Origin of the sequence: Flavobacterium sp. HTF, from assembly GCF_003105115.1 — a bacterium.
Taxonomy (GTDB): Bacteria; Bacteroidota; Bacteroidia; order Flavobacteriales; family Flavobacteriaceae; genus Flavobacterium.
This window is the reverse complement of sequence record NZ_QETH01000004.1, coordinates 45,348-68,116: the sequence shown is the minus strand read 5'-3', so window position 1 is coordinate 68,116 and position 22,769 is coordinate 45,348. Positions and strand designations below refer to the sequence as shown.

General features: G+C 35.0%; 19 protein-coding genes and 1 riboswitch. Of the genes, 18 read left to right on the top strand and 1 reads right to left on the bottom strand.

Annotated features, from left to right (window positions below; genetic code table 11):
* The first annotated feature begins 50 nt into the window (after nucleotides 1-50).
* The 12 genes from DCO46_RS02100 (at nucleotide 51) to DCO46_RS02050 (ending at nucleotide 14,443) form a co-directional block, all read left to right on the top strand.
* Complete coding sequence (locus DCO46_RS02100; protein WP_116750949.1) at nucleotides 51-2,897, top strand: TonB-dependent receptor plug domain-containing protein; 2,847 nt, start codon at nucleotides 51-53, stop codon at nucleotides 2,895-2,897.
* A gap of 364 nt (nucleotides 2,898-3,261) precedes the next feature.
* On the top strand, nucleotides 3,262-3,438 hold the full coding sequence (locus tag DCO46_RS22595) for a hypothetical protein (protein WP_165828780.1): 177 nt from the start codon (nucleotides 3,262-3,264) through the stop codon (nucleotides 3,436-3,438).
* Nucleotides 3,439-3,491: 53 nt separating this feature from the next.
* The gene (locus DCO46_RS02095) at nucleotides 3,492-4,796 is read left to right on the top strand and encodes an O-acetylhomoserine aminocarboxypropyltransferase/cysteine synthase family protein (RefSeq protein WP_116750948.1); all 1,305 of its coding nucleotides are present in this window, start codon (nucleotides 3,492-3,494) and stop codon (nucleotides 4,794-4,796) included.
* A gap of 352 nt (nucleotides 4,797-5,148) precedes the next feature.
* Nucleotides 5,149-6,237, top strand: coding sequence for an aspartate kinase (locus tag DCO46_RS02090; protein WP_116750947.1), 1,089 nt, complete (start codon nucleotides 5,149-5,151; stop codon nucleotides 6,235-6,237).
* A gap of 622 nt (nucleotides 6,238-6,859) precedes the next feature.
* The gene (locus tag DCO46_RS02085; protein WP_116750946.1) at nucleotides 6,860-7,057 is read left to right on the top strand and encodes a hypothetical protein; all 198 of its coding nucleotides are present in this window, start codon (nucleotides 6,860-6,862) and stop codon (nucleotides 7,055-7,057) included.
* A gap of 189 nt (nucleotides 7,058-7,246) precedes the next feature.
* Nucleotides 7,247-7,355, top strand: a riboswitch (SAM riboswitch).
* A gap of 77 nt (nucleotides 7,356-7,432) precedes the next feature.
* Nucleotides 7,433-8,416 carry an alpha/beta fold hydrolase gene (locus DCO46_RS02080; RefSeq protein ID WP_243416234.1) on the top strand — a complete coding sequence of 328 codons (984 nt, stop codon included), beginning with the start codon at nucleotides 7,433-7,435 and terminating at the stop codon, nucleotides 8,414-8,416.
* 1 nt (nucleotide 8,417) lies between these two features.
* Nucleotides 8,418-10,832 carry a bifunctional aspartate kinase/homoserine dehydrogenase I gene (gene thrA, locus DCO46_RS02075; RefSeq protein ID WP_116750944.1) on the top strand — a complete coding sequence of 805 codons (2,415 nt, stop codon included), beginning with the start codon at nucleotides 8,418-8,420 and terminating at the stop codon, nucleotides 10,830-10,832.
* A gap of 87 nt (nucleotides 10,833-10,919) precedes the next feature.
* Entirely contained in the window at nucleotides 10,920-11,345 is a 426-nt protein-coding gene (locus DCO46_RS02070; protein WP_116750943.1) for an OsmC family protein, read from the top strand.
* Between the two features lie 128 nt (nucleotides 11,346-11,473).
* Complete coding sequence (locus DCO46_RS02065) at nucleotides 11,474-12,646, top strand: trans-sulfuration enzyme family protein (RefSeq protein ID WP_116750942.1); 1,173 nt, start codon at nucleotides 11,474-11,476, stop codon at nucleotides 12,644-12,646.
* 77 nt (nucleotides 12,647-12,723) lie between these two features.
* The gene (locus DCO46_RS02060) at nucleotides 12,724-13,239 is read left to right on the top strand and encodes an alpha/beta hydrolase (protein ID WP_116750941.1); all 516 of its coding nucleotides are present in this window, start codon (nucleotides 12,724-12,726) and stop codon (nucleotides 13,237-13,239) included.
* A gap of 94 nt (nucleotides 13,240-13,333) precedes the next feature.
* Nucleotides 13,334-13,837, top strand: a complete 504-nt coding sequence (locus DCO46_RS02055; protein WP_116750940.1) for an RDD family protein — start codon at nucleotides 13,334-13,336, stop codon at nucleotides 13,835-13,837.
* A gap of 195 nt (nucleotides 13,838-14,032) precedes the next feature.
* Entirely contained in the window at nucleotides 14,033-14,443 is a 411-nt protein-coding gene (locus DCO46_RS02050) for an RrF2 family transcriptional regulator (RefSeq protein ID WP_008466594.1), read from the top strand.
* A 74-nt stretch (nucleotides 14,444-14,517) separates the two neighbouring features.
* Here DCO46_RS02050 and DCO46_RS02045 read toward each other — a convergent pair whose 3' ends face one another.
* On the bottom strand, nucleotides 14,518-15,300 hold the full coding sequence (locus tag DCO46_RS02045) for a sulfite exporter TauE/SafE family protein (protein WP_116750939.1): 783 nt from the start codon (nucleotides 15,298-15,300) through the stop codon (nucleotides 14,518-14,520).
* Nucleotides 15,301-15,609: 309 nt separating this feature from the next.
* On the opposite strand from DCO46_RS02045, the gene DCO46_RS02040 reads away from it, so the two are divergent.
* The 6 genes from DCO46_RS02040 (at nucleotide 15,610) to cobA (ending at nucleotide 22,662) form a co-directional block, all read left to right on the top strand.
* Entirely contained in the window at nucleotides 15,610-16,503 is an 894-nt protein-coding gene (locus tag DCO46_RS02040) for a sulfite exporter TauE/SafE family protein (protein ID WP_116750938.1), read from the top strand.
* A gap of 21 nt (nucleotides 16,504-16,524) precedes the next feature.
* The gene (locus DCO46_RS02035; protein ID WP_116750937.1) at nucleotides 16,525-17,235 is read left to right on the top strand and encodes a phosphoadenylyl-sulfate reductase; all 711 of its coding nucleotides are present in this window, start codon (nucleotides 16,525-16,527) and stop codon (nucleotides 17,233-17,235) included.
* A 115-nt stretch (nucleotides 17,236-17,350) separates the two neighbouring features.
* Nucleotides 17,351-18,250: a sulfate adenylyltransferase subunit CysD gene (cysD, locus tag DCO46_RS02030; protein ID WP_116750936.1), complete on the top strand. Its 900-nt coding sequence runs from the start codon at nucleotides 17,351-17,353 to the stop codon at nucleotides 18,248-18,250.
* 161 nt (nucleotides 18,251-18,411) lie between these two features.
* The gene (locus tag DCO46_RS02025) at nucleotides 18,412-19,656 is read left to right on the top strand and encodes a sulfate adenylyltransferase subunit 1 (RefSeq protein ID WP_116750935.1); all 1,245 of its coding nucleotides are present in this window, start codon (nucleotides 18,412-18,414) and stop codon (nucleotides 19,654-19,656) included.
* A gap of 149 nt (nucleotides 19,657-19,805) precedes the next feature.
* A complete protein-coding gene (locus DCO46_RS02020; RefSeq protein WP_116750934.1) occupies nucleotides 19,806-21,896 on the top strand; it encodes a nitrite/sulfite reductase in 2,091 nt (696 codons plus the stop codon).
* On the top strand, nucleotides 21,889-22,662 hold the full coding sequence (gene cobA / locus DCO46_RS02015) for a uroporphyrinogen-III C-methyltransferase (RefSeq protein ID WP_116750933.1): 774 nt from the start codon (nucleotides 21,889-21,891) through the stop codon (nucleotides 22,660-22,662). The genes DCO46_RS02020 and cobA overlap by 8 nt, the downstream gene beginning before the upstream one ends.
* The last annotated feature ends 107 nt before the right edge of the window (nucleotides 22,663-22,769 follow it).

Sequence of the window (22,769 nt, the reverse complement as noted above, 5' to 3'; positions counted from 1 at the left end):
GGCAGGATCAATAATAAACATTAACCACCAATTAAATACTATTTAAGAAGATGAAAAATAAATTACTATTACTTTTTGGGTTGGCAACATTTTCAGGATTGTACGCTCAGGATAATAAAACAGAAAAAGATACTTTGCAAAACAATGAATTGTCTGAAGTGACAATTATAGGTTCAAGAAGTAAAAACAGAGTAAAAACAGATGTGCCTGTTCCTATAGATATCTTTAATATCGCAGATATAACAAAAGGATCACCACAAACCAGTGTGACACAAATATTAAATTATGTAGCGCCATCCTTTACCAGCAATCCTACTTCTACAGCAGATGGGACAGATCACGTCGATCCGGCGCAATTAAGAGGGTTAGGACCGGATCAGGTTTTGATTTTGGTGAATGGAAAACGAAGACATACCAGCGCATTAGTAAACATAAACGGATCTCCGGGAAGAGGTTCTGTAGGTACCGATCTTAATGCAATTCCATCATACGCAATAGAAAGAATTGAGGTTTTAAGAGACGGAGCGGCTGCACAATATGGTTCTGATGCCATTGCAGGAGTAATCAATATTGTTCTTAAAAAGAATGCCAAATATATTTCGGGAGATATTCAGTACGGAGCAAACCTGTCTTCAGGATCAAATAATTTTGAGGGCGGAAGCGACGGAGAATCTTTGCAGTTAGATTTAAATTACGGAACCTCTTTAGGCAAAGAAGGAAGTTACCTGAATTTTACGGGAAGCGCACTGACCAGGCAAGCCACAAGCCGCGCAGGAATTAGGAATAATGCTATTTTTAATGCGTACAATGCTGTCGAAAACAGAGCAGCCCAAAATGGAGTAGATGTAAATTCACTATTTAGCAATATCAATACAACTCCAAATTCGGCTGAAATTATCAGTACTTTGCAACAATATGCACCGCAGGTCGGGTATTTTACGCCAGCGCAGCAAACTGCAATTTCTTCTGCTAATACAATTCCTCAATTGCAAACGGCTTTAAATTTTGATGTAACCAATAATGAGTTGAATTACAGAGGGCAGCAAAGAAGCGATTATAATATGAGTGTTGGTCAGTCAGAACTGGCTACCGGGCAATTGTATTTTAATGGTAAATACCCTCTCACGGATATAACTTCACTTTATTCTTTTGGAGGCGTTTCATACAGAAACGGAAAATCGTATGCTTTTAACAGGCTTCCGAACGGTTCCGGAACTTTTACGCAAGTGTATTCAAACGGATTTTTACCTGAAATAGAATCAGACATATTAGATACTTCCGCTGCATTAGGACTTACCACTCAATTATTTGGTTTTGATACTGATATCAGTTCAAATTTGGGAACAAACTCTTTTAAATATGGCGTAAACAATACAATCAATGCCACTTTGGGAACACAATCACCCACTAGTTTTGATGCCGGAAAAGTTTCATTTCTGCAAAGTACAACCAATTTAGACTTTAGTAAAAAGCTGGATATTCTAAAAGGCCTGAATGTTGCTTTTGGGGGAGAATTCAGATATGAAAATTATCAGATAGAAGCCGGAGAGCAAGCTTCATACGGTTTATATGATGTAAACGGAAATTTTGTTTCAGGAACTTTGCCAACAACTTCACCATTAATTGTTACTGATTTCTTCGGAAATAAAAGAGGGGCGGGAGCACAGGGATTTGCTGGTTTTCAGCCTTCAGATGCCAAAGAAAAAGACAGAAAAAGTGTTGCTGCTTATTTAGATCTGGAATTAAATCCAACCGAAAACTGGCTTTTGAACGGAGCTGCACGTTTGGAGAATTATTCAGATTTTGGTAACACGGTAATTTTTAAATTAGCTTCTCTTTTAAAACTGAATAATTTTATCAATTGGAGAGTTTCAGGTCAAACCGGTTTTAGAGCACCTTCATTACAACAAAAATACTTTGAAAGCAGTTCTACGCAATTCATAAGCGGATCTCCGTATCAGGTTGGGTATTTTACAAACGATTCAGATGCGGCAAAAAGTATTGGTGTCGAAAACCTAAAACCAGAGAAATCTAAAAGTGTAAGTACAGGATTTACGTTCAAAATCCCATCAGCAAATATTACCATTTCAACAGATGCCTACTTCACAAGAATTGATGACAGAATAGTTTTAACAGGACAATATTCAAGACCTACAGATGCGCAGATTACGGGCGCAACTTCTCCTGAACAAGCAGAAGCTTTAACTTTATTTCAGGAAGCATTTGATTTAAAAGGTGTCGAAAGAGCTTCTTTCTGGACAAACGGAATTAACTCAGAAACAAAAGGAGTAGATGTGGTGATTTCTCAAAAATATGATGTTATTCAGGATTTTACAATCAGAAATGATTTTGCTGTCAGCTTTAATGAAACAAAGAGAGTCGGAGATTTAAACGTTCCGCAGTCAATTATTAATGCAGGAGGTGATCCTTATATATATTCGTTTTTCCCGGAATCAAGCAGGGTTTATTTAGAAGAAGCAATTCCAAAACTAAAAGCCAACCTGACAACTACTTTCAATATTAAAAAACTGGATATTTATTTAAGAAACAGCTATTTCGGAAAAGTAACAGACCCGGGGGCGACAGACGTTAATTTAGACGGATTTTCTTCAGTATACGAACACCCGGAATACAGTGCAAAAATTGTTACCGATTTGTCTTTAGGATATCAAATCAACGAAAAATTCAGAGTTACAATCGGGGTTAATAATATAGGAGATGTTTATCCGGACAGAAATAATCCGGCAACACCTGCCTTTACAAACACAACACCAACATTATCTCCGGCACCAAGCGTAGATTTGACAAATGGCAATCAGTTTGCCTATTCCAGAGCAGTATCGCAGTTTGGATTAAACGGAAGGTTTGGTTTTGCCCGTTTAAGCTTTAAATTTTAAAAATAAATAAAAACATTTTCCTTGCCAATAAACAGCGAATGCCTTGATTTTAGAGAGATTTTTAAAATACCTGAAAAGAAAATTCTCTTTTAAATGTTAAAAAAAATAAATTATAGTTGGTAGTTAGAAAATAGTTATTATATTTACTCTATCGAATTAGTCGAATTAAAATAATTTAGAAATTCAATATTATAAAAATGAAAACAATAGCAGAAAAAATGATGATATGTTGTATGCGTAAATGCGCTAAAAACTGCTGTTGCCAAAAGTGAAAGATAAATCTTTGTTATAGTTAAACTATAAACCCTTTTGGTAAGCCAGCCAAAAGGGTTTTTTATTCCAACACTTTTTAAATTAATAAATTATGAAAACACTAAATTCAATCGCGATGGAGTATTTACTGAGAACAGATTCTCAAAAAAATACAAATAGAGAAGAACAATCTATACAAACTGCAGAACTAAATATGGAACATATGAAGGGACAGAAATCATTACTGTTTCAAATGTATGATCTGGAAGAAGAGGATTACTTCGCTTAAAATCAATCGCAATCGCAATATCTACTATTAACAATATTAAAAAATAAGAAATCATGAGTACACAAAAATTTGCAACAACCGCATTACACGCAGGACACGATGTTACTAAAAATTCAGGAACACGAGCAGTACCTATCTATCAGACATCATCATATGTTTTTAATGATTCGGATCACGCCGCCAGTCTTTTCGGTTTGGCCGAAGCCGGATTTATTTACACAAGATTAAATAACCCGACAAATGATGTTTTAGAACAAAGATTAGCAGCACTTGAAGGCGGAATTGCCGCAGTTGTTACGGCATCGGGAGCATCGGCAATTTCTACAACACTATTGACTTTACTAAAAGCCGGCGATCATATCGTTGCATCAAACAGTTTGTATGGCGGAACGTACAACTTATTAAAAGTGACTCTGCCAAGACTAGGCATTACAACAACATTTGTAGATCCTTCAGATGCAAAAAACTTCACTAAAGCGGCAAAAGAAAATACAAGAGCCTTCTTTGTAGAATCTCTCGGAAACCCAAAATTGGATGTGTTGGACCTGAAAGCCATTTCGGTAGAAGCCAAATCTTTTAAAGTTCCTTTTATTGTAGACAACACTGTTGCAACTCCTTATTTATTAAAACCAATTGAATACGGAGCAAATATTGTGATTCACTCTTTAACCAAATATATTTCAGGAAACGGAACTTCATTAGGAGGTGTTATAATCGATGCCGGAACTTTTGACTGGTCAAACGGAAAATTCCCTGAATTTACAGAACCATCTGCAGGATATCATGGCCTGGTTTATCACGAAGCTTTAGGAAATGCTGCTTTTATTGCAAAAGCAAGAATTGAAGGGTTACGTGATTTTGGTTCAGCTTTGAGTCCGTTTAATGCTTTTCAGATTATTCAGGGATTAGAAACACTGCCAATCCGAATTAAGAAACACAGTGAAAATGCATTGGCCCTGGCCGAATGGTTAGAGCAGCAGGATGAGGTTGTGTGGGTAAATTATCCGGGTTTAAAGTCGAATAAATATTTTGATTTGGCAAAAGAATACCTGCCGGAAGGCCAAAGCGGAATTATCACTTTCGGACTAAAAGGCGGTTTTGAAGCTGCGAAAAAAGTAGTAGACCAAACAAAATTATTTTCGCTTTTAGCCAATATAGGAGATACAAAATCATTAATTATTCATCCGGCGAGCACAACGCATCAGCAATTGACTGATGATGAGCAATTAGAGACAGGAGTTTCTAAAGATTTGGTTCGTCTCTCTGTCGGAATAGAAGATATTGAAGATTTAATTGCAGATCTGCAAACGGTTTTTGCAAACGTTACGCAATCGCAATACAGTATCAATAAGAATTAGGTTTTTTTGTTTTTTGTTTGAAAAATTGCCTTTAGCAATGTGAGTTTTGCTAGAGGTGATTTTTTATAAAAAAGAATATAGATAAATTTTAACCATATTGTAGAGCCGCACTGCTGTGCGGCCTGATTAGAAGAGCCGCAAGCAGTGCGTCTGGTTAGAAAAGACGCAAGCAGTACGGCCTTATTAGAAGAGCCGCAAGCAGTAGTCTGATTTAGAAGAGCCGCAAGTAGTGCGTCTGGTTAGAAGAAACGCATGAAATGCGTCTCAACTGTGCGTTAAAATCATATACGTTAGTGATATTTAGAACTCATGTCATTTAATATGGTTTAATTAACCTTAATAGATTAAAATTATGTCAAAGCTTAAAATAAATATTATCCTTTTCGGAATCGGTAATATCGGAAGCACATTAATCAATCAGATCATAGAAAGTCAGGAGTTTTTTCTTCAAAACAAAAACATTGATTTTCATTTTCCGATCATCACCAACTCTACGGTAGCTTTTTTTGAGAAAGAAGGCGTTGGATATGCCTGGGAGACCAATTTTGTACAATTGGCCGTTCCGTTCAAAGTAGAAGATATTGTTGAATTTGCGAAAGAAAACGAATTTGAGAATCTAATTGCTGTAGATGCGACAGCGAGCGACGAGCTGATCAACCACTATAATACGTTAATCCAGAACGGATTTAATATTGTAGCAGTAAATAAAAAAGCCAATACACTGCCAATCGAACTTTATAAGGAAATAAGAGAGAACCTTAAAAAGTACGATAAAGAATTTTTGTATGAAACATCAGTAGATATGGGAGTTCCTGTTTTACAGCCGTTAAGGGACTTATATTATTCGGGCGAAAAAATCACGAAAATCCGTGGCGTTTTTTCTGATAACCTGAGTTATGTTTTCAATCGATTCTCATCAGATGAGGTTACTTTTTCATCCGTTCTTAAAGATGCAAGTCTTTTAGGCTTTATGCGTTATACTTTTAAAGAGGATTTATCCGGAAATGATACGGCAAAAAAGCTGCTGATCTTAACGAGAGAAATAGGAAAGGATTTTGAGCTTTCAGACATTAAAATTGATTCACTTATAAAAGAAGAACATCTCGAGAAAAACGGTACTCTTAACAAAGATGCAATTGACAGATCTTTTAAAATTGCAAAAATTACCCAGTCAGATAACCATGTCCTGAGATATGTTGGCGAATTTGATATTCAGAAAAATACACTGGAAGTAAAATTGATTTCAGAGCCTGTCACATCAGCTATAGGACAACTGAAAGGATCGGATACTATTTTTGAGATCTACACACAATCTTATGCCGATGTGCCTATTGTAATAAAAAGTGCTTCGGCATGCAAACAGGCAATTTCGCGTGGAATTATAACGGATATCCTAAAAGTAGCCGAAAAAATCAAAAATAAGGAAGCAGTCTGGCTTTAAAAGACTAAATAAGTTTTTAGTAATGTTCTTTGATAAACTGATTTGTGGAGATATTTTACGGATCAAATCATGATATTTGTAAGTTTTTACTTTGTTTTTATCAAACAAAAGTTTTGTAAGATGTTTTATATCGTTAAAAAGTCATTTTTTGTCGGATTTTCGTATTAATTTATTGATTTTCATTTGTGTAATTAAAAATAAAATTGCATATTTGTTAAACCCAAAAGCTAATCAATGAACTGGAAAGTCTCAAAAATGTTTTGCGCCATTACGGTAAAAACCGTTGGGAAGTCTATTGCTTAAAAATTGTAAGAAAACAATAATTATATGCAAAGCCTCCCGATTAATTTTAGGAGGCTTTTTAAATTATACAAAATGCAGAAATTTTTTAAAATAATAAATAAATCACAGATGAATAAGTCCCTACAGATGAACAAGATGTTCACTGTCGCATCTATTTGCGTATGCGTCTGCTGATTCCAAAAGAATATATGAGTTTAAACAACTTAAACCCTTTTGGCATCAAAAACCAAAAGGGTTTTTTTATTCCATTTGGCTGCTTAACAAAAAAATAAAAGATTAATAAAGATTATAAAACACAACTGAACTAAAACTTAATATCATGAAAACAACAAATTACTTAACAAGAGCATTTTCTAAATTGAAAAACAGAAGCAATAAAAATAATCCACCGCCGACAAACGAATTGATTCACCCAAGTTTCGGAATTGCGGAAACAGATAAAAACACAGAGAAAAAAGTACCAAATTCATTATTGTTTTTGATGTATTCTAAAGAGAATGAAACACTTTTCATTTAAATCGAAAAGTATCACCGGATAGGGCAAACCCCGCTTAATTTTACTGGGCATTACGTTCGGTAAATTTTTGCGTACAATAGTTTTTCGTTTGAATTATATTCATTGATTTGAAGATTTTGATTCAGATAAATTTGCTTGTTTAAGAAAATAGTAGTTAATTTGCACCGTTAAGTTCAGAAACGTATTGAAATGTTATAAAGAAAGGACGAGGGATTAGACCCGATGAATCCTTAGCAACCCTTCGTTAATTCGAAGAAGGTGCTGCATTCTACCACACCCAAACGTGGAAAGATAACAACAAGAATTTGTCTGGTTTCATCTAGACTTTCTTTCTAATATTTCCAGATACAAATCAATAATACAACAGATTTGAAATTGGAAAATATACCAAACCCTATAAACATACAAAATTTCACCACAGAGAATGGTGCACTTTATCATACATTACCTTTAAGTTTTACACTTTCAGGTTTGCCATTGCATAGTGCTCCAATTGTTCTGGTTAATCATGCCCTGACAGGAAACGCTGAGGTTACAGGAGAAAACGGCTGGTGGAGTGATTTAATAGGAAACGGAAAAACGATTGACACCAGTCTTTATACCGTTCTGGCATTTAATGTTCCCGGTAACGGAAATGATGCTTACATCATTGAGAACTATCAGGATTTTACCACAAGAGATATTGCCAGAATTTTTTTAAAAGGACTTGAATCTCTTATGATTAATCAGGTTCATGCTATAATCGGAGGTTCTGTTGGCGGTGGAATTGCCTGGGAAATGTTGGCTTTGCAGCCAAACATTACAGAACATCTGATTCCGATTGCAACAGACTGGAAATCGACCGACTGGATGATTGCTAATTGCTTTTTGCAGGAGCAGATCCTGAACAATTCTTCAAAACCAATTGAAGATGCCCGAATTCATGCCATGTTGTGTTACAGATCTCCGGAATCATTCAAAGAAAAATTTCAGAGAACGCTTAATACCAATCTTTCTGTTTTTAATATCGAAAGCTGGCTGGCGCATCACGGGGAGAAATTACAAAAGAGATATCAGTTGTCATCCTATAAACTGATGAACCAATTGCTTAAAACCATAGATATTACCAGAAACAGCGACGATTTTGAAACACTGATGTCTAAAACAAATGCCTCGATTCATATTATCGGAATCAATTCGGACTTGTTTTTTACACCAAGAGAAAATCGCGAAACTTATGAGGAATTAAAAAAGTTCAAAGACAATGTTTTTTACAGCGAAATAGATTCGGTTCACGGACATGACGCTTTTTTAATCGAGTACAAACAATTAGACCATTTACTTGCCGATATTTTTAAGGCAGAAACAATAAGAAGATAAAATGAAAGTATTAAAATTTGGAGGTAAATCATTATCAAACGGAGAAGGACTTAACAAAGTTGTTTCCATTATTACAGATAAAGTAAATCAGGGCGAACAAATTGCCGTTGTTGTTTCTGCACGCGGAAATGCCACAGACGAGCTGGAATTTATTTTAAGTATTGCTGCAAAAAACGGCAGTTACAAAGAATTATTAGAAAACTTTAAAAAATATCAGATTTCAGATTATCCACAGGTTGATTTATCAGAAGAATTTAATGTATTGGATAAACTTTTTGAAGGAGTAAGTTTGATTGGCGATTACAGCAATAAAATCAAAGACCAGATTTTGTCTAAAGGAGAATTGCTTTCTGCGAGATTATTGACTGCGATTTTGTTAGAAAAAGGAATTCCTGCCAATTTTGTTGACACAAGATATCTTTTAAAAACAGATTCTAAATTTGGAGACGCTCAGCCTCTTGAACAGCTTTCAAAGAAAAATGTTGTGAACTATTTTAAAGAACACAACGGAAAAACTGTCAATATTGTAACCGGTTTTATTGGTTCAAACAACAATAACGATACAACTACTTTAGGAAGAAACGGAAGCAATTATACTGCCTCTTTAATCGCAAATTATTTAAATGCAGAAGAGCTTCAGAACTTTACACATGTTGACGGAATTTATACCGCAAATCCTGATTTGGTGGCAGATGCAAAAAAGATAGAATTTTTATCTTTTAACGAAGCCAATGAACTGGCCAATTTTGGAGCAACCATCCTGCACGCTAAAACGATAATTCCGTTATTGGAAAAAAATATCCCGTTACGAATTTTAAATACTTTCAACCACGAAAACAGAGGAACATTAATTACTTCAGATTCAGCAAAAGAAGGAATTAAAACGCTTTCTGTATTAGAAAACGTGTCGCTGGTAAATCTTGAAGGACGCGGATTACTTGGAAAAGCAGGTGTCGATGCCCGAATTTTTAAGGTAATGGGCGATCATAATATCAGTGTGAGTATTATTTCGCAGGGATCTTCAGAAAGAGGAATCGGATTGGTTGTGGCTACAGAAAAAGCAACAACAGCAATGGTTGAATTAGAAAAAGAGTTCGAAAATGACTTTTACTCTAAAGATGTCAACCAAATTACGGTTACAGATAATGTATCGGTAATTTCGATTATCGGTCAGGATCTGAGTACCTTTCATAAACCTTACACCGCTTTAATCAAAAATAAAATAGTTCCGATCTTATTCAATAATACCGTTACGGGCAAAAACGTGAGTTTGGTGGTAAAAAAATCGGAACTAAACAGAGCCTTAAGTGTAATTCACGGAGAGATTTTCGGAGTTTCTAAAAAAATCAACATTGCTATTTTCGGTCACGGATTAGTGGGCGGAACTTTGATAAATCAAATATTAGAATCAACAGCAGCAATCGAAAAACGAAAAGGAATTAAGCTGAATGTTTTTGCTATCGCAAATTCTAAAAAGGTGCTTTTAAATAAATATGGAGTAACTTCAGACTGGAAAAACGATATTCAAAAAGAAGGTCTTGAATACACTATTAATGATGTTATCGCCTACGCGAATGAGCACCATTTAGAAAACCTAATAGCCATTGATAATACGGCAAGCGCATCATTTGTAGAGAATTATATTTCACTTATAGAAAGCAGTTTTGACCTGATTTCTTCAAATAAAGTGGCCAATACACTGAGTTATGGTTTTTATAAGGAAATCAGAAAGGCATTGGCAGAAAATCAAAAGAATTATTTGTACGAAACGAATGTTGGTGCAGGATTGCCATTAATTGATACCATCAAATTATTACACCTTTCGGGTGAAAATATTACCAAAATAAAAGGAGTTTTCTCCGGAACATTAAGCTATTTATTTAACAATTTTTCTGCGAAAGATATTCCGTTTAGTGAAATCCTGCAGGAAGCAATTGATAATGGATACACAGAACCAGACCCGCGTGAAGATTTATGCGGTAACGATGTTGGAAGAAAACTATTGATTCTGGCAAGAGAATTAGATTTACAAAATGAGTTTGAAGAAATCTCTATCCAGAACCTGATTCCGGAACATTTACGTGAAGGAAATGTTTCTGATTTCTTAACCAGACTAAAAGAATTCGATCCGGTTTACGAAAAAGTAAAAGCAGATCAAAAACCAAATCATGTTTTAAGATATATCGGAGAATTATCCGGAGATCTGCAAAATGACAAAGGAATTTTGGAAGTAAAATTAGTTTCTGTTCCTGCTGATACTGCTTTGGGCGGATTAAAAGGCTCAGATTCATTCTTCGAAATTTATACAGAATCTTACGGAGACAGACCAATTGTAATTCAGGGAGCCGGTGCAGGTTCTGCAGTTACAGCGAGAGGCGTTTTTGGAGATATTTTGAGATTATCGGATAAGGAGTAATTTGATTTTAGATTTTAGACTGTAGATTTTAGATTGATTCTGGTGTGACAATACTGAGAATAAAAAACAAAAAAAAATAACAACACAATGAAAGTAACCCTAAACAGAGTAAATGACGCATTTCATTTCAAAGTAAAAAATGAACGCGGCCATGTAGTTGACGTTGACAGCAGAGCTGAATTTGGAGGGAGTGACCTGGGTGCAAGTCCGATGGAATTGGTATTAATGGGCGTTGCGGGATGCAGTGCTATTGATATGATTTCGATCCTAAAAAAACAGCGTCAGGAAATCACTTCTTTTAACGCTGAGGTTGAAGGAACACGCGTTCAGATAGACGAAGCAAAACCTTTTAAGGAAATTGATGTGGTTTTCTACTTAGAAGGCGATATCAATCCGGAAAAAGCCCAACGTGCGGCACAGCTTTCTTTCGAGAAATATTGTTCAGTAGCAAAAACAGTTGAGCCAACAGCAACAATTAAATATAAAGTTGTTTTGAACAACGAAACTTTATAAGAATTAGAAAATGAGTTAATCAGGCAATTGGGTAATTAATTCTAAACAATTTGAATTTAAGTTCAGGTTTTTAACTCACAGCAAAAACTTGAAACCTGAAACTTGAAACAAAACAAAAAAACAACACAATGAATACAGAAGAATTTGGTTTTGAAACACAAGCCATTAGAACACAATTAGAAAGATCGCAATATTTAGAACATTCGGTGCCATTATACTTATCGTCAAGCTTTGTATTTGAAGATGCCGAAGATATGAGAGCTTCGTTTACAGAAGAAAAAGAAAGAAATATCTACAGCCGTTTCAGCAATCCGAACACCTCGGAGTTTGTCGATAAAATCTGCAAAATGGAAGGTGCTGAATCCGGTTATGCTTTTGCAACAGGAATGGCGGCCGTATATTCGACTTTTGCTGCGTTATTAAATTCAGGTGATCATATTGTTTCGGCAAGCAGTGTTTTTGGTTCTACCCATGCTTTGTTTATGACTTATTTTCCAAAATGGAATATTGAAACTTCTTATTTTGAAATTAATAAACCGGAGACAATCGAGAGTTTTATTAAACCAAATACCAAAATATTATATGCCGAATCTCCGACAAATCCTGGAGTTGATGTAATTGATTTGCAATTATTGGGAGATATTGCTAAAAAACACAATCTGATTTTAGTGATTGACAATTGCTTTGCAACGCCATATTTACAACAGCCAATTAAATTTGGAGCGCATCTGGTTATCCATTCTGCAACCAAATTAATCGACGGACAAGGACGTGTTTTAGGAGGTGTTACTGTTGGAAATGCAGATTTGATCAGACAAATTTATTTGTTTTCAAGAAATACAGGGCCGGCTTTATCGCCATTTAATGCCTGGGTTTTGTCAAAAAGTTTAGAAACATTGGCAGTTCGGGTTGACAGACATTGTGAAAATGCCTTAAAAGTAGCTGAATTTTTAGAAAGCCATCCAAACGTAAATAGTGTTAAATATCCATTTCTGAAATCGCACCCTCAATATGAAATTGCGAAAAGACAAATGAAAGCTGGTGGAAATATCATCGCATTTGAAATCAAAGGCGGAATTGAATCAGGAAGAAAATTCCTGAATGCCATACAACTTTGTTCATTATCAGCCAATATTGGAGATACCAGAACAATTGTTACGCATCCGGCATCAACAACACACAGCAAATTGTCTGAAGAAGATCAATTGGCAGTAGGAATCACACAAGGTTTGGTTCGTGTTTCGGTTGGTTTAGAAACAGTAGAAGATGTTATTGCAGATTTGAAGCAGGCACTTGCTTAACAGATTAATATAAAAATTTTGAAAGGGCTATTTATTTAATAGCCCTTTTTAGTATCTGAAATTTAGTTTTAAAATTTATGTCAAAACCCAGATTGGTTATTTTACCGGATTTATTTGGAGGTAAAAGCCCGGAATGGCTACATTATTATACCACGATATTAGAATCACATTTCGATATTCAATATTATAATATTCTTGAGTTGGCAGGTATTTCGCCAGATCATGATGAAACAAGTATTCATAATCAATTCCTAAATGACGGAATAGAAAATGTTATAAATGCATTATTGGTTTATGAAAAAAAAGAAATAGCCGTTTTAGGATTTAGTATAGGAGGAACAATTGCCTGGAAAGCATCTTTAAAAGGTTTGAAAGTATCTAAGTTAATTGCAGTTTCATCCACAAGATTGCGTTTTGAAACTGAAGTTCCAAATTGCAAAATCAAATTATACTTTGGAGAAAAAGATTTGAATAAGCCAGATTCAAAGTGGTTTTCCGACTTAAAAGTATCAGGCGAAATTTTAGAAAATGAAAATCACCAGTTGTATTTACAGCAAAAAAATGCTTTCGCAATTTGTAATAATTTAAGGTAGACTTTTCTTTCTTTTTTATAATTCTTTCGTCAAAAAGTATATTTTTGTTGTTCTATAACTAAAACATTAACAACCATAAAAAAACCAATTACACATGAGCAACTCTACTTATATTCTTGATGAAACTTTGCTGGCTTCCGGCGGACAACGCTTTTTAAATTACATTTTAGATTTCATATTTGTTATCATCATATTTGTGATGATCTGTATGTTTGTCGGCATTCTTATTGGCCTGTTTGGCCTGGATGGATTGAGAGAAGCAATGGATGATCTGGGAGATTTTGGATGGAATATGGTGTTGATGTTTATATACTTATCCTATTTTTTTGTGACAGAAGGAATTTTTGGAAGATCAATAGGTAAGTTTATTACCGGGACAGTTCTGGTTGATGAAAATGGAGAAAAACCAGATTTTGGATCCGTAGTCAAAAGATCTTTTTCACGACTTATTCCTTTTGATAATTTCTCTTTTCTAGGAAACAGAGGATGGCATGATTCTATTTCGGATACCTATGTTGTAAACAAAAAAGCTTTAGAAGAAGAGGTAAGATTGTTTCATGAATTGAAATTAATTGGTGTTACAGAAGCAGAGTCTTAATTTAATCGGCATAAAAGAATAAGCTTGTAAAAGGATAACAGAGGATAAATTAGTTAAACTATACTAATTTAGTAGAATATACTTTTCAATCTGTTATATTCTCATTTAAAAAGTTTATTTTTGTTGCAGAAAACAAGCAAACTGTATTTTCATCGCATCAGGCAAAAAATACAGTCTACAACCTAAAATATAAAAATGCTTTCAAAGAAAACAAAATACGGAATTAAAGCTTTAACCTATTTAGCCAGACGAGAAAATAACGAACCTGTACAAATAGCCGAAATTGCAAAAAGCGAACATATTTCGATAAAATTTCTGGAAAGTATTTTATTGCTGCTAAGAAATTCAGGATTTCTTGGAGCCAAAAAAGGAAAGGGCGGCGGTTATTATTTGATCAAAGACCCAAAAGACATCAGCATGGCAAAAGTCTACAGAATTCTTGAAGGTCCAATTGCATTATTGCCTTGTGCCAGTCATAATTTTTACGAAAGATGTGATGACTGCGATGATGAATCTACTTGTGCTGCAAGACGTTTAATGACAGAAGTTCGTGATAATACACTCAAAATATTAGAAAGTAATTCTTTGGCAGATATTGCCTTTTAACAGATTTCATAAGATAAAAAAAAGACCATTTCAGTAGCAATGAAATGGTCTTTTTAATTTTATATAAATTGGGATTAAAAAATCAGTTTATATCCGGCAATGAAAAGCATTACAGCAATCGCATTTCTAAGAAACTGATCCGGAACCTTTCCGCTTAACATACTTCCGATAAAAATTCCAGGAAGAGAGCCTAATAATAATTGTCCCAGTAAAATCAAGTCCAGATTTCCCATAGATGCATGGCCAATTCCCGCAACAAGCGTCAAAGGAACAGCATGTGCAATTTCAGTACCAACCAGGCGGGGTGTTGGCAATAACGGATAAAGAAAAAATAACGTTACCGTTCCAAGTGCTCCCGCTCCAATAGAAGTTAAAGTTACAGTTGCCCCCAGTAAAACCCCAATACCAATAGTGAGCATATTTTGAGTAGTACTTTCGTTATGGAATTTATCCCCGGCATGTTTTTGAGAAAAATTCAAAAGTTTCTTTTTGAATATAATAGCAACAGAAGTAAACAATAATGCCCAGCCTAAACTGTATTTAATGACCCGATTTATAGTTTCGATATCTGTTTTAATGCTATTTAAAATCCATAAAGTTACAAGAGCTGCAGGGACACTTCCTAAAGTAAGCCAGCCTGTGATTTTCCAGTTGATGTTTCCCTTTTTGTTGTGTACAAATACACCGCCGGCTTTGGTAAAAGCGGCATAAAGCAAATCGGTCCCAACTGCTTTAGTCGGAGGAATACCAAAGTATAATAAAATTGGCGTCATCAAAGAACCACCTCCAACACCTGTTAATCCAACAATAAATCCAACCGCTAAACCTGCAATGACAAGACCAATCTGAAAATCCATAAAAAAAATTTGGCGCTAAAATACGACATTTTTATAATTATCCTATAGATATTGTAGAGATTAAAAATGTATTTAAAAAACAAATTTTCAGGGCGTCGATATTGTTAGAATTAATGTATAAGACTGCTTATTTGTTAAATAAACAGGTTTAAATTGTAAATATCTCTCTACAACCGAATTAATATGCTGCTTAAGGTTTAAAAAAATCCAAATATTGTTTTGAATATTACAAATAAATAGTACTTTTGCAAAGTAATCTACTAAGCCGATAGGGTAATAGATTTTTGAAACAGATTTAAACTTGTTAATATGGAAAAAGAACTGAAAATAAATACTGCTGATTCTTTGAAAGAAAAGCTTTGGATCGGAATTCCGGTTGTTTTACTAATAGGTTTATTATCTGTATTAATTTATAATCATCACGCAGAATTTTCCTGGAACGGATTGGTAGAAGGATTTAATGAAGAATTCTTAGTGTTTTTTGCCATTGGAGTTTTTGCTCAGTTGGTTGATGGAACTTTAGGAATGGGTTATGGAGCAACTTCAACGTCGTTTTTACTGGCTTATGGAGTTCCGCCGGTTGTAAGCAGTACGGCAGTTCACGTTTCAGAAATGTTTACTACGGGAGCATCGGCACTTTCTCACCATCGTTTTGGAAATATCAATAAAAAACTGGTAAAACATTTATTAATTCCGGGAGTTTTAGGTTCTATTACAGGAGCTTATTTATTGTCAGATGTTATAAACGGAGAAATTATCAAACCATTTATTGCAGTTTATATGATTGTTTTGGCAATTATTATTATTAGAAAAGCACTGAAAAAAACAATTGTAAAAAAGAAAACTAAAAAACTTGGCGTTTTGGCTGTTTTTGGAGGTTTTATGGATTCAGTTGGAGGTGGAGGCTGGGGTCCGATTGTGACTTCAACTTTGTTGGGAAGAGGAAGAAATCCGAGATATACGATTGGTTCGGTAAATGCGGCAGAGTTTGCCATTTCATTTGCAAGTGGTATAACATTCATGCTTTTTGGAGGAATCCACGGCTGGCAGGTAATCATCGGATTGATTTTAGGAGGAGTTATTTCAGCCCCGTTAGCAGCATTTTTGGTAAACAAAATCAAAAGAAAGCCAATGATGGTTGCAGTTGGAATTCTAATTATATTATTGAGTTTAAAAACATTATCTAAATTATTGTCAAAATAATTTTAGAAAGGAAGAGAGATTATGAGTGCGATTATTGTACAAGAATTATTAGATAAAACAAAAGATTTTTCGCTGGATGAAACCTTAGTTTTTTTAGCAGAAAAATTTCCGGGAAAAGTAATTTTTTCTACTTCTTTTGGACAGGAAGATCAGGTAATAACTGATTTTATTGCAAAAAGCAACACAGATATTACCGTTTTTACTTTAGATACCGGAAGATTGTTTCAGGAAACTTACGATGTTTTTCACAAAACATTAAAAAAATACAAAAGACCAATCGAGGTTTTTTTTCCGGAAGCAGCAGCGGTTGAAAATCTGTTAAAAGCTAAAGGACCAAACAGCTTTTACGATTCCGTTGAAAACAGAAAAGAGTGCTGTTTTATTCGAAAGGTTGTTCCGTTAAGAAAAGCTTTGGCAGGAAATTCAGTCTGGATTACAGGTTTAAGAGCCGAACAATCAGAAAACAGACAAGATTTACATTTGTTTGAATACGATGGAGGCTTTGAAATCATCAAATTCAATCCGTTACTAAAATGGACTTTAGAAGAAGTTGAAACGTATCTGTCAGAAAACAATGTACCGCAAAATGCCTTGCACAAACAAGGTTTCGTAAGTATTGGTTGCGCTCCTTGTACAAGAGCCATTTTTCCAGGTGAAGATATCAGAGCCGGAAGATGGTGGTGGGAATCAAGCCATAAAGAGTGTGGTTTGCATAGTGCTAAAAAAGAATAAAGTCTTTTTAGAATTAAGAGAATAGAATTAAGTATTAAGAGAATAACAAAGTGAAAGATTTAGGGTAACTCACAATCAAAAACCTGAAACTTAAAACTTGAAACAAAAAACAAAAATGAGTTCAGTATTAAAAACAAACGCTTTAGAGAGTGAAGCGATATACATTTTCAGAGAAGTAATTTCACAGTTTGACAAACCGGTTTTACTTTTCTCAGGAGGAAAAGATTCTATCACATTAGTGCGTTTGGCACAAAAAGCATTTTTCCCTGCTAAGATTCCGTTTCCTCTATTGCACGTTGATACGGGACACAATTTCCCTGAAACAATTGCTTTTAGAGATAAATTAGTAGAAGAATTAGGTTTGGAGTTGATCGTTCGTAATGTTCAGGATGCTATTGATGAAGGAAAAGTGGTGGAAGAAACAGGAAAATATTCTAGTAGAAACAGCCTGCAAACGACAACACTTTTAGATGCAATTGAAGAATTTAAGTTTGATGCTTGTATTGGAGGCGCACGTCGTGATGAAGAAAAAGCAAGAGCTAAGGAACGTATTTTCTCTGTTCGTGATGATTTCGGACAATGGGACGAAAAAAATCAGAGACCTGAATTGTTTGACATTTTGAATGGAAAAATTGAAAATGGACAAAACGTTCGTGTTTTCCCAATTTCAAACTGGACAGAATTAGATGTTTGGAGTTATATCGAAAAAGAACACATCGAAATTCCATCGATCTATTTTTCACATAAAAGAAAAGTTTTTTTGAGAGACGGTTTAATCTGGTCGCATTCTCCTTTTGTGTATCAGGAAGAAGACGAACAAATCGAAGAAAGAATTGTTCGCTTCAGAACCGTTGGAGATATGAGTTGTACCGCTGCAGTTGAATCGTACGCAGCAACAATCGAACAAGTTGTAGGTGAAATTAGAGAATCAACGATTTCCGAAAGAGGAGCCAGAATCGATGATAAACGTTCTGAAGCCGCAATGGAAAAGAGAAAACAACAAGGATACTTTTAATAATTGTTAATTATGAATTGTTAATTGTAAATGCAATTCTGAACGGAATTTTAAAAGTAAAAATCAAGAAAACAAAAACATACAGATTTAAATTTTAGTTCAAAGGGAAGCAACGTGAAACTTGAAACAAAAAAAATAAACCTGAAACAAAATATTACAGAATGGAAGTTTTAAAAATAGCAACAGCAGGAAGTGTAGATGACGGAAAAAGTACTTTGATCGGGAGATTATTGTACGACACAAAATCATTGACCACTGATAAGATAGAAGCAATCGAAAAAAGCAGTAAACAAAAAGGATACGATTACCTTGATTTTTCTTTAGCAACTGATGGATTAGTAGCAGAAAGAGAACAAGGAATCACGATTGACGTTGCGCATATTTATTTTTCAACTGCAAAGAAAAGTTACATTATTGCCGATACTCCGGGTCACGTAGAATATACAAGAAACATGGTTACAGGAGCTTCAACTTCTCAGGTTTCTATCATTTTAATTGATGCCAGAAAAGGAGTTATTGAGCAGACTTACCGTCACTTTTTTATCAATAATTTATTGCGAGTAAAAGAAGTAATTGTTGCGATTAATAAAATGGATTTAGTTGATTATTCAGAAGAAGTTTTCAATAAAATCAAAGCTGATTTCCAGGCATTAAATGCAAAAAGCACATTCAAAGAACAAAACGTAAGTTACATTCCATTAAGCGCTATCAACGGCGGAAACGTGGTTGATAAATCAGAAAACATGCCTTGGTATGACGGACAAACGGTTTTGGAACATTTAGAAGGATTACATGCTTCTGATGTTTTTGAAGCAGGAAAAGCACGTTTTCCGGTTCAAACCGTGATTCGTCCAAAAACAGAAGAATACCACGATTTTAGAGGTTACGCAGGAAAATTATACGGAAACTCGATAAAAGTTGGAGATGCCGTTACGGTTCTTCCTTCTTTAACCGAATCAAAAGTATCTAAAATTCACTTTTTCGATAAAACATTTGATGAAGCCGTTGCAGGTTCATCTATCACAATCGAATTAGAAAATGATATCAATGTTACGAGGGGCGATATGATTGTAAAATCATCAGAACTTCCAAAAATTGAAAAAGAAATTACAACAACAGTTTGCTGGATGGACAGTAAGAAACTGGTTGCAGGAACAAAATATATTGTACAGCACAATACCAATTCGGTTTTAGCCAAAGTAGAAAGTATCAAAAATACAATTTCAACCGACTATTCCGGAACAAAAGAAGCTTCACAATTAGCAATCAACGAAATCGGAGAAGTAAGCATCAAATTAAGCAAGCCTTTATATTTTGACGCTTACAACGAAAATAAATCAAACGGAGCTTTTATCTTAATTGATACAGCAACAAACACAACAGCAGGAGTAGGATTCATTAGATAGTTTCACTGCTGTAAGCTATAAGCTATAGGCTTTAAGCTAAAAAATATATCTCAGGTATTTAGGAAAGCTTAAAGCTTATTGCCTAAAGCCTAAAGCAAGAAAGTAAAAAAGCTTATAGCCTAAAGCTTAAAGCCTAAAGCGTAAAAGAAATGGAAAGTTTTAGAACAGAAATAGAAAATCCGGTAGTTCAAAGAGAGATTATCGAATTAGAAAAAAAGATTCACTTATTCCGTGGAGGAAAAATTGATGATGAGCGTTTTCGTAGTCTTCGTTTAGCGCGTGGAATTTACGGGCAACGTCAGGAAGGCGTTCAGATGATTCGTATCAAATTGCCTTATGGTAAAGTGACCAGCGAGCAATTAGTGCGTATCACACAAGTTTCTGATGAATATTCTACAGGACGTTTGCACATTACAACACGTCAGGATATCCAGATTCACTACGTAAGTTTGGACAGAACACCAGAACTTTGGGCAGATTTGGCTAAAGACGATATCACACTTCGTGAAGCTTGTGGAAACACCGTTAGAAATATTACAGGAAGCGAATTAGCAGGTGTAGACGTAAACGAACCATTTGATGTTTCGCCTTATGCACACGGACTTTTTCAATATCTGTTAAGAAACCCGATTTGTCAGGAAATGGGACGTAAATTCAAAATTTCGTTCTCCTCTTCAGACGAAGATACGGCTTTGAGTTATTTACACGATTTAGGATTTATTCCGAAAATTAAAGACGGACAAAAAGGTTTCAAAATCATGTTCGGAGGAGGTTTAGGATCTCAGCCAGCGCATGCCGAATTACTTTCAGAGTTTGTTCCGGTAAACGAAATCATTCCGACAGCAGAAGGAATCATCCGTATTTTTGACCGATATGGTGAGCGTGCCAAAAGAATGAAAGCCCGTATGAAATTCTTAATCAAAGAAATGGGAAGAGATGTTTTCCTTGATTTGGTTGAAAAGGAGAAAAAAGCCATCGCTTTTGAAACATACGAAATAGATACAACCGCTTTTGATGGTCCGATTCCGGAACCGTTATTAGAAGTTCCGCAAGTTACAATCGAAGATACTGCAGCGTATGAAGCGTGGAAAAATTCGAATGTAATCAAGCAAAAACAAGACGGTTATTATGCTATCGGAATCAAAGTTTTATTAGGAGATTTTTATACTGATAAAGCAAGATTATTAGCCGCTTTAATTAAAAATTACGGAGCAAATGAATTACGTTTTTCATTGCGTCAAAATATTGTAATACGTCATATAAAAGAAGAGAATTTACCTTTCTTTTATCAGGAATTAGCCAAATTGGACTTTGTTCAGTTAGGATATAATTCAATTGGAGATATTACGGCATGTCCGGGTACTGATACTTGTAATTTGGGGATTGCAAGTAGTACCGGTATTGCAGAAGAATTAGAAAGAGTTTTAACGGCTGAATATCCTCAGTATTTAAACAACCGCGAAATCGAAATTAAAATTTCGGGCTGTATGAATGCCTGCGGACAACACAATATGTCTGCTATTGGATTCCAGGGAATGTCTATCAACTCAGGTAAACTGGTTGCTCCGGCTTTACAAGTTTTGTTAGGAGGAGGAAGATTAGGAAACGGAGCAGGACGTTTTGCCGATAAGGTAATTAAAATTCCAAGCCGTAGAGGACCAGATGCATTACGTACCATCTTAAACGATTTTGATGCGAATGCAAACGGAGAAAAATTCCTTAATTATTACGATATAAAAGGAGAGAAATATTTCTATGAAATCTTAAAACCTTTCGCAGATGTAACCAATTTAACAGAAGCTGATTTTGTAGATTGGGGTAACGCAGACAATTACGTAAAAGCAGTTGGAGTGGGAGAATGTGCCGGAGTTGTGATTGATTTGGTTGCTACCTTATTATTAGAAGCAAAAGATAAATTAACGTTCGCACAAGAATCTTTTGACGAAGGAAAATGGTCAGATGCTATCTATCACGCTTACGCCGGATTTGTAAACGGAGCAAAAGCCTTGTTGCTTTCAGAAAATGAAAAAACAAATAACCATGCAGGAATTGTAGATTTATTTGATACTGTTTTTGTTGCAAATGCTAAAATTGTATTGCCAACAACATTCAGAGAATTAGTATATCAAATCAATCAAAATGAACCAACTGAAGCATTTGCAAAACAATATATTCAGGAAGGGATTGCATTTTTTGCCATTATAGAAAAATACAGAGCTCAGGAATTAGCAAATGCTTAATATAAAACCCAAAATAACTTTAGTTGGTGCAGGTCCCGGTGATCCTGATTTACTTACGCTGAAAGCTGTAAAGGCATTGGCTGAAGCAAATGTGGTTTTATATGACGCTTTAGCCAACGAAGAAATTCTGGATTATGCACCAAAAAGTGCTATCCGAATTTTTGTTGGAAAGAGAATAGGAAATCATGCTTACACGCAGGATCAAATCAATCAATTGATTGTGGATAATGCTTTGACCTACGGAAATGTAGTTCGGTTAAAAGGCGGAGATCCATTTATTTTTGGAAGAGGAAGCGAAGAAGTGGAATTTGCAGAAAGTTTCGGAATTGAAACCATAGTGGTTCCCGGAATTTCATCTGTAGTTGCCGTTCCTGCGAGTCAGGGAATTTCGATTACAAAACGAGGTGTTTCAGAAAGCTTTTGGGCCATTACCGGAACAACTTCTGATAGAAAATTATCCTCAGATGTAGCTTTGGCAGCGCAATCATCAGCAACCGTTGTGATTTTGATGGGAATGCACAAATTGCCTCAGATAATCGATTTGTTTCAAAAAGAGAATAAAGGAAATTTACCCGTTGCAATCATTCAAAATGGAACAACTTCGGAAGAAAAAGTAGGTGTTGGAACAGTAGATTCAATTTTAAATATTGTAACAGAAAAAGAATTAGGTTCACCAGCAATTATCGTTTTAGGTGAAGTTGTCCGCGAAAGCAATAAATTAAAAGGATTTTACGAAGAATTTCTATCAAAAGAAATTACAAGATAAGAAAACATAGCCTTGGGTTTCAACCCAAGGGAGAAGGAACAATTCATATTGTACCGCCGTCCCGAGGCTTCGGGATTAATCCGGGGAATAAACGAAAGATAAGAAAA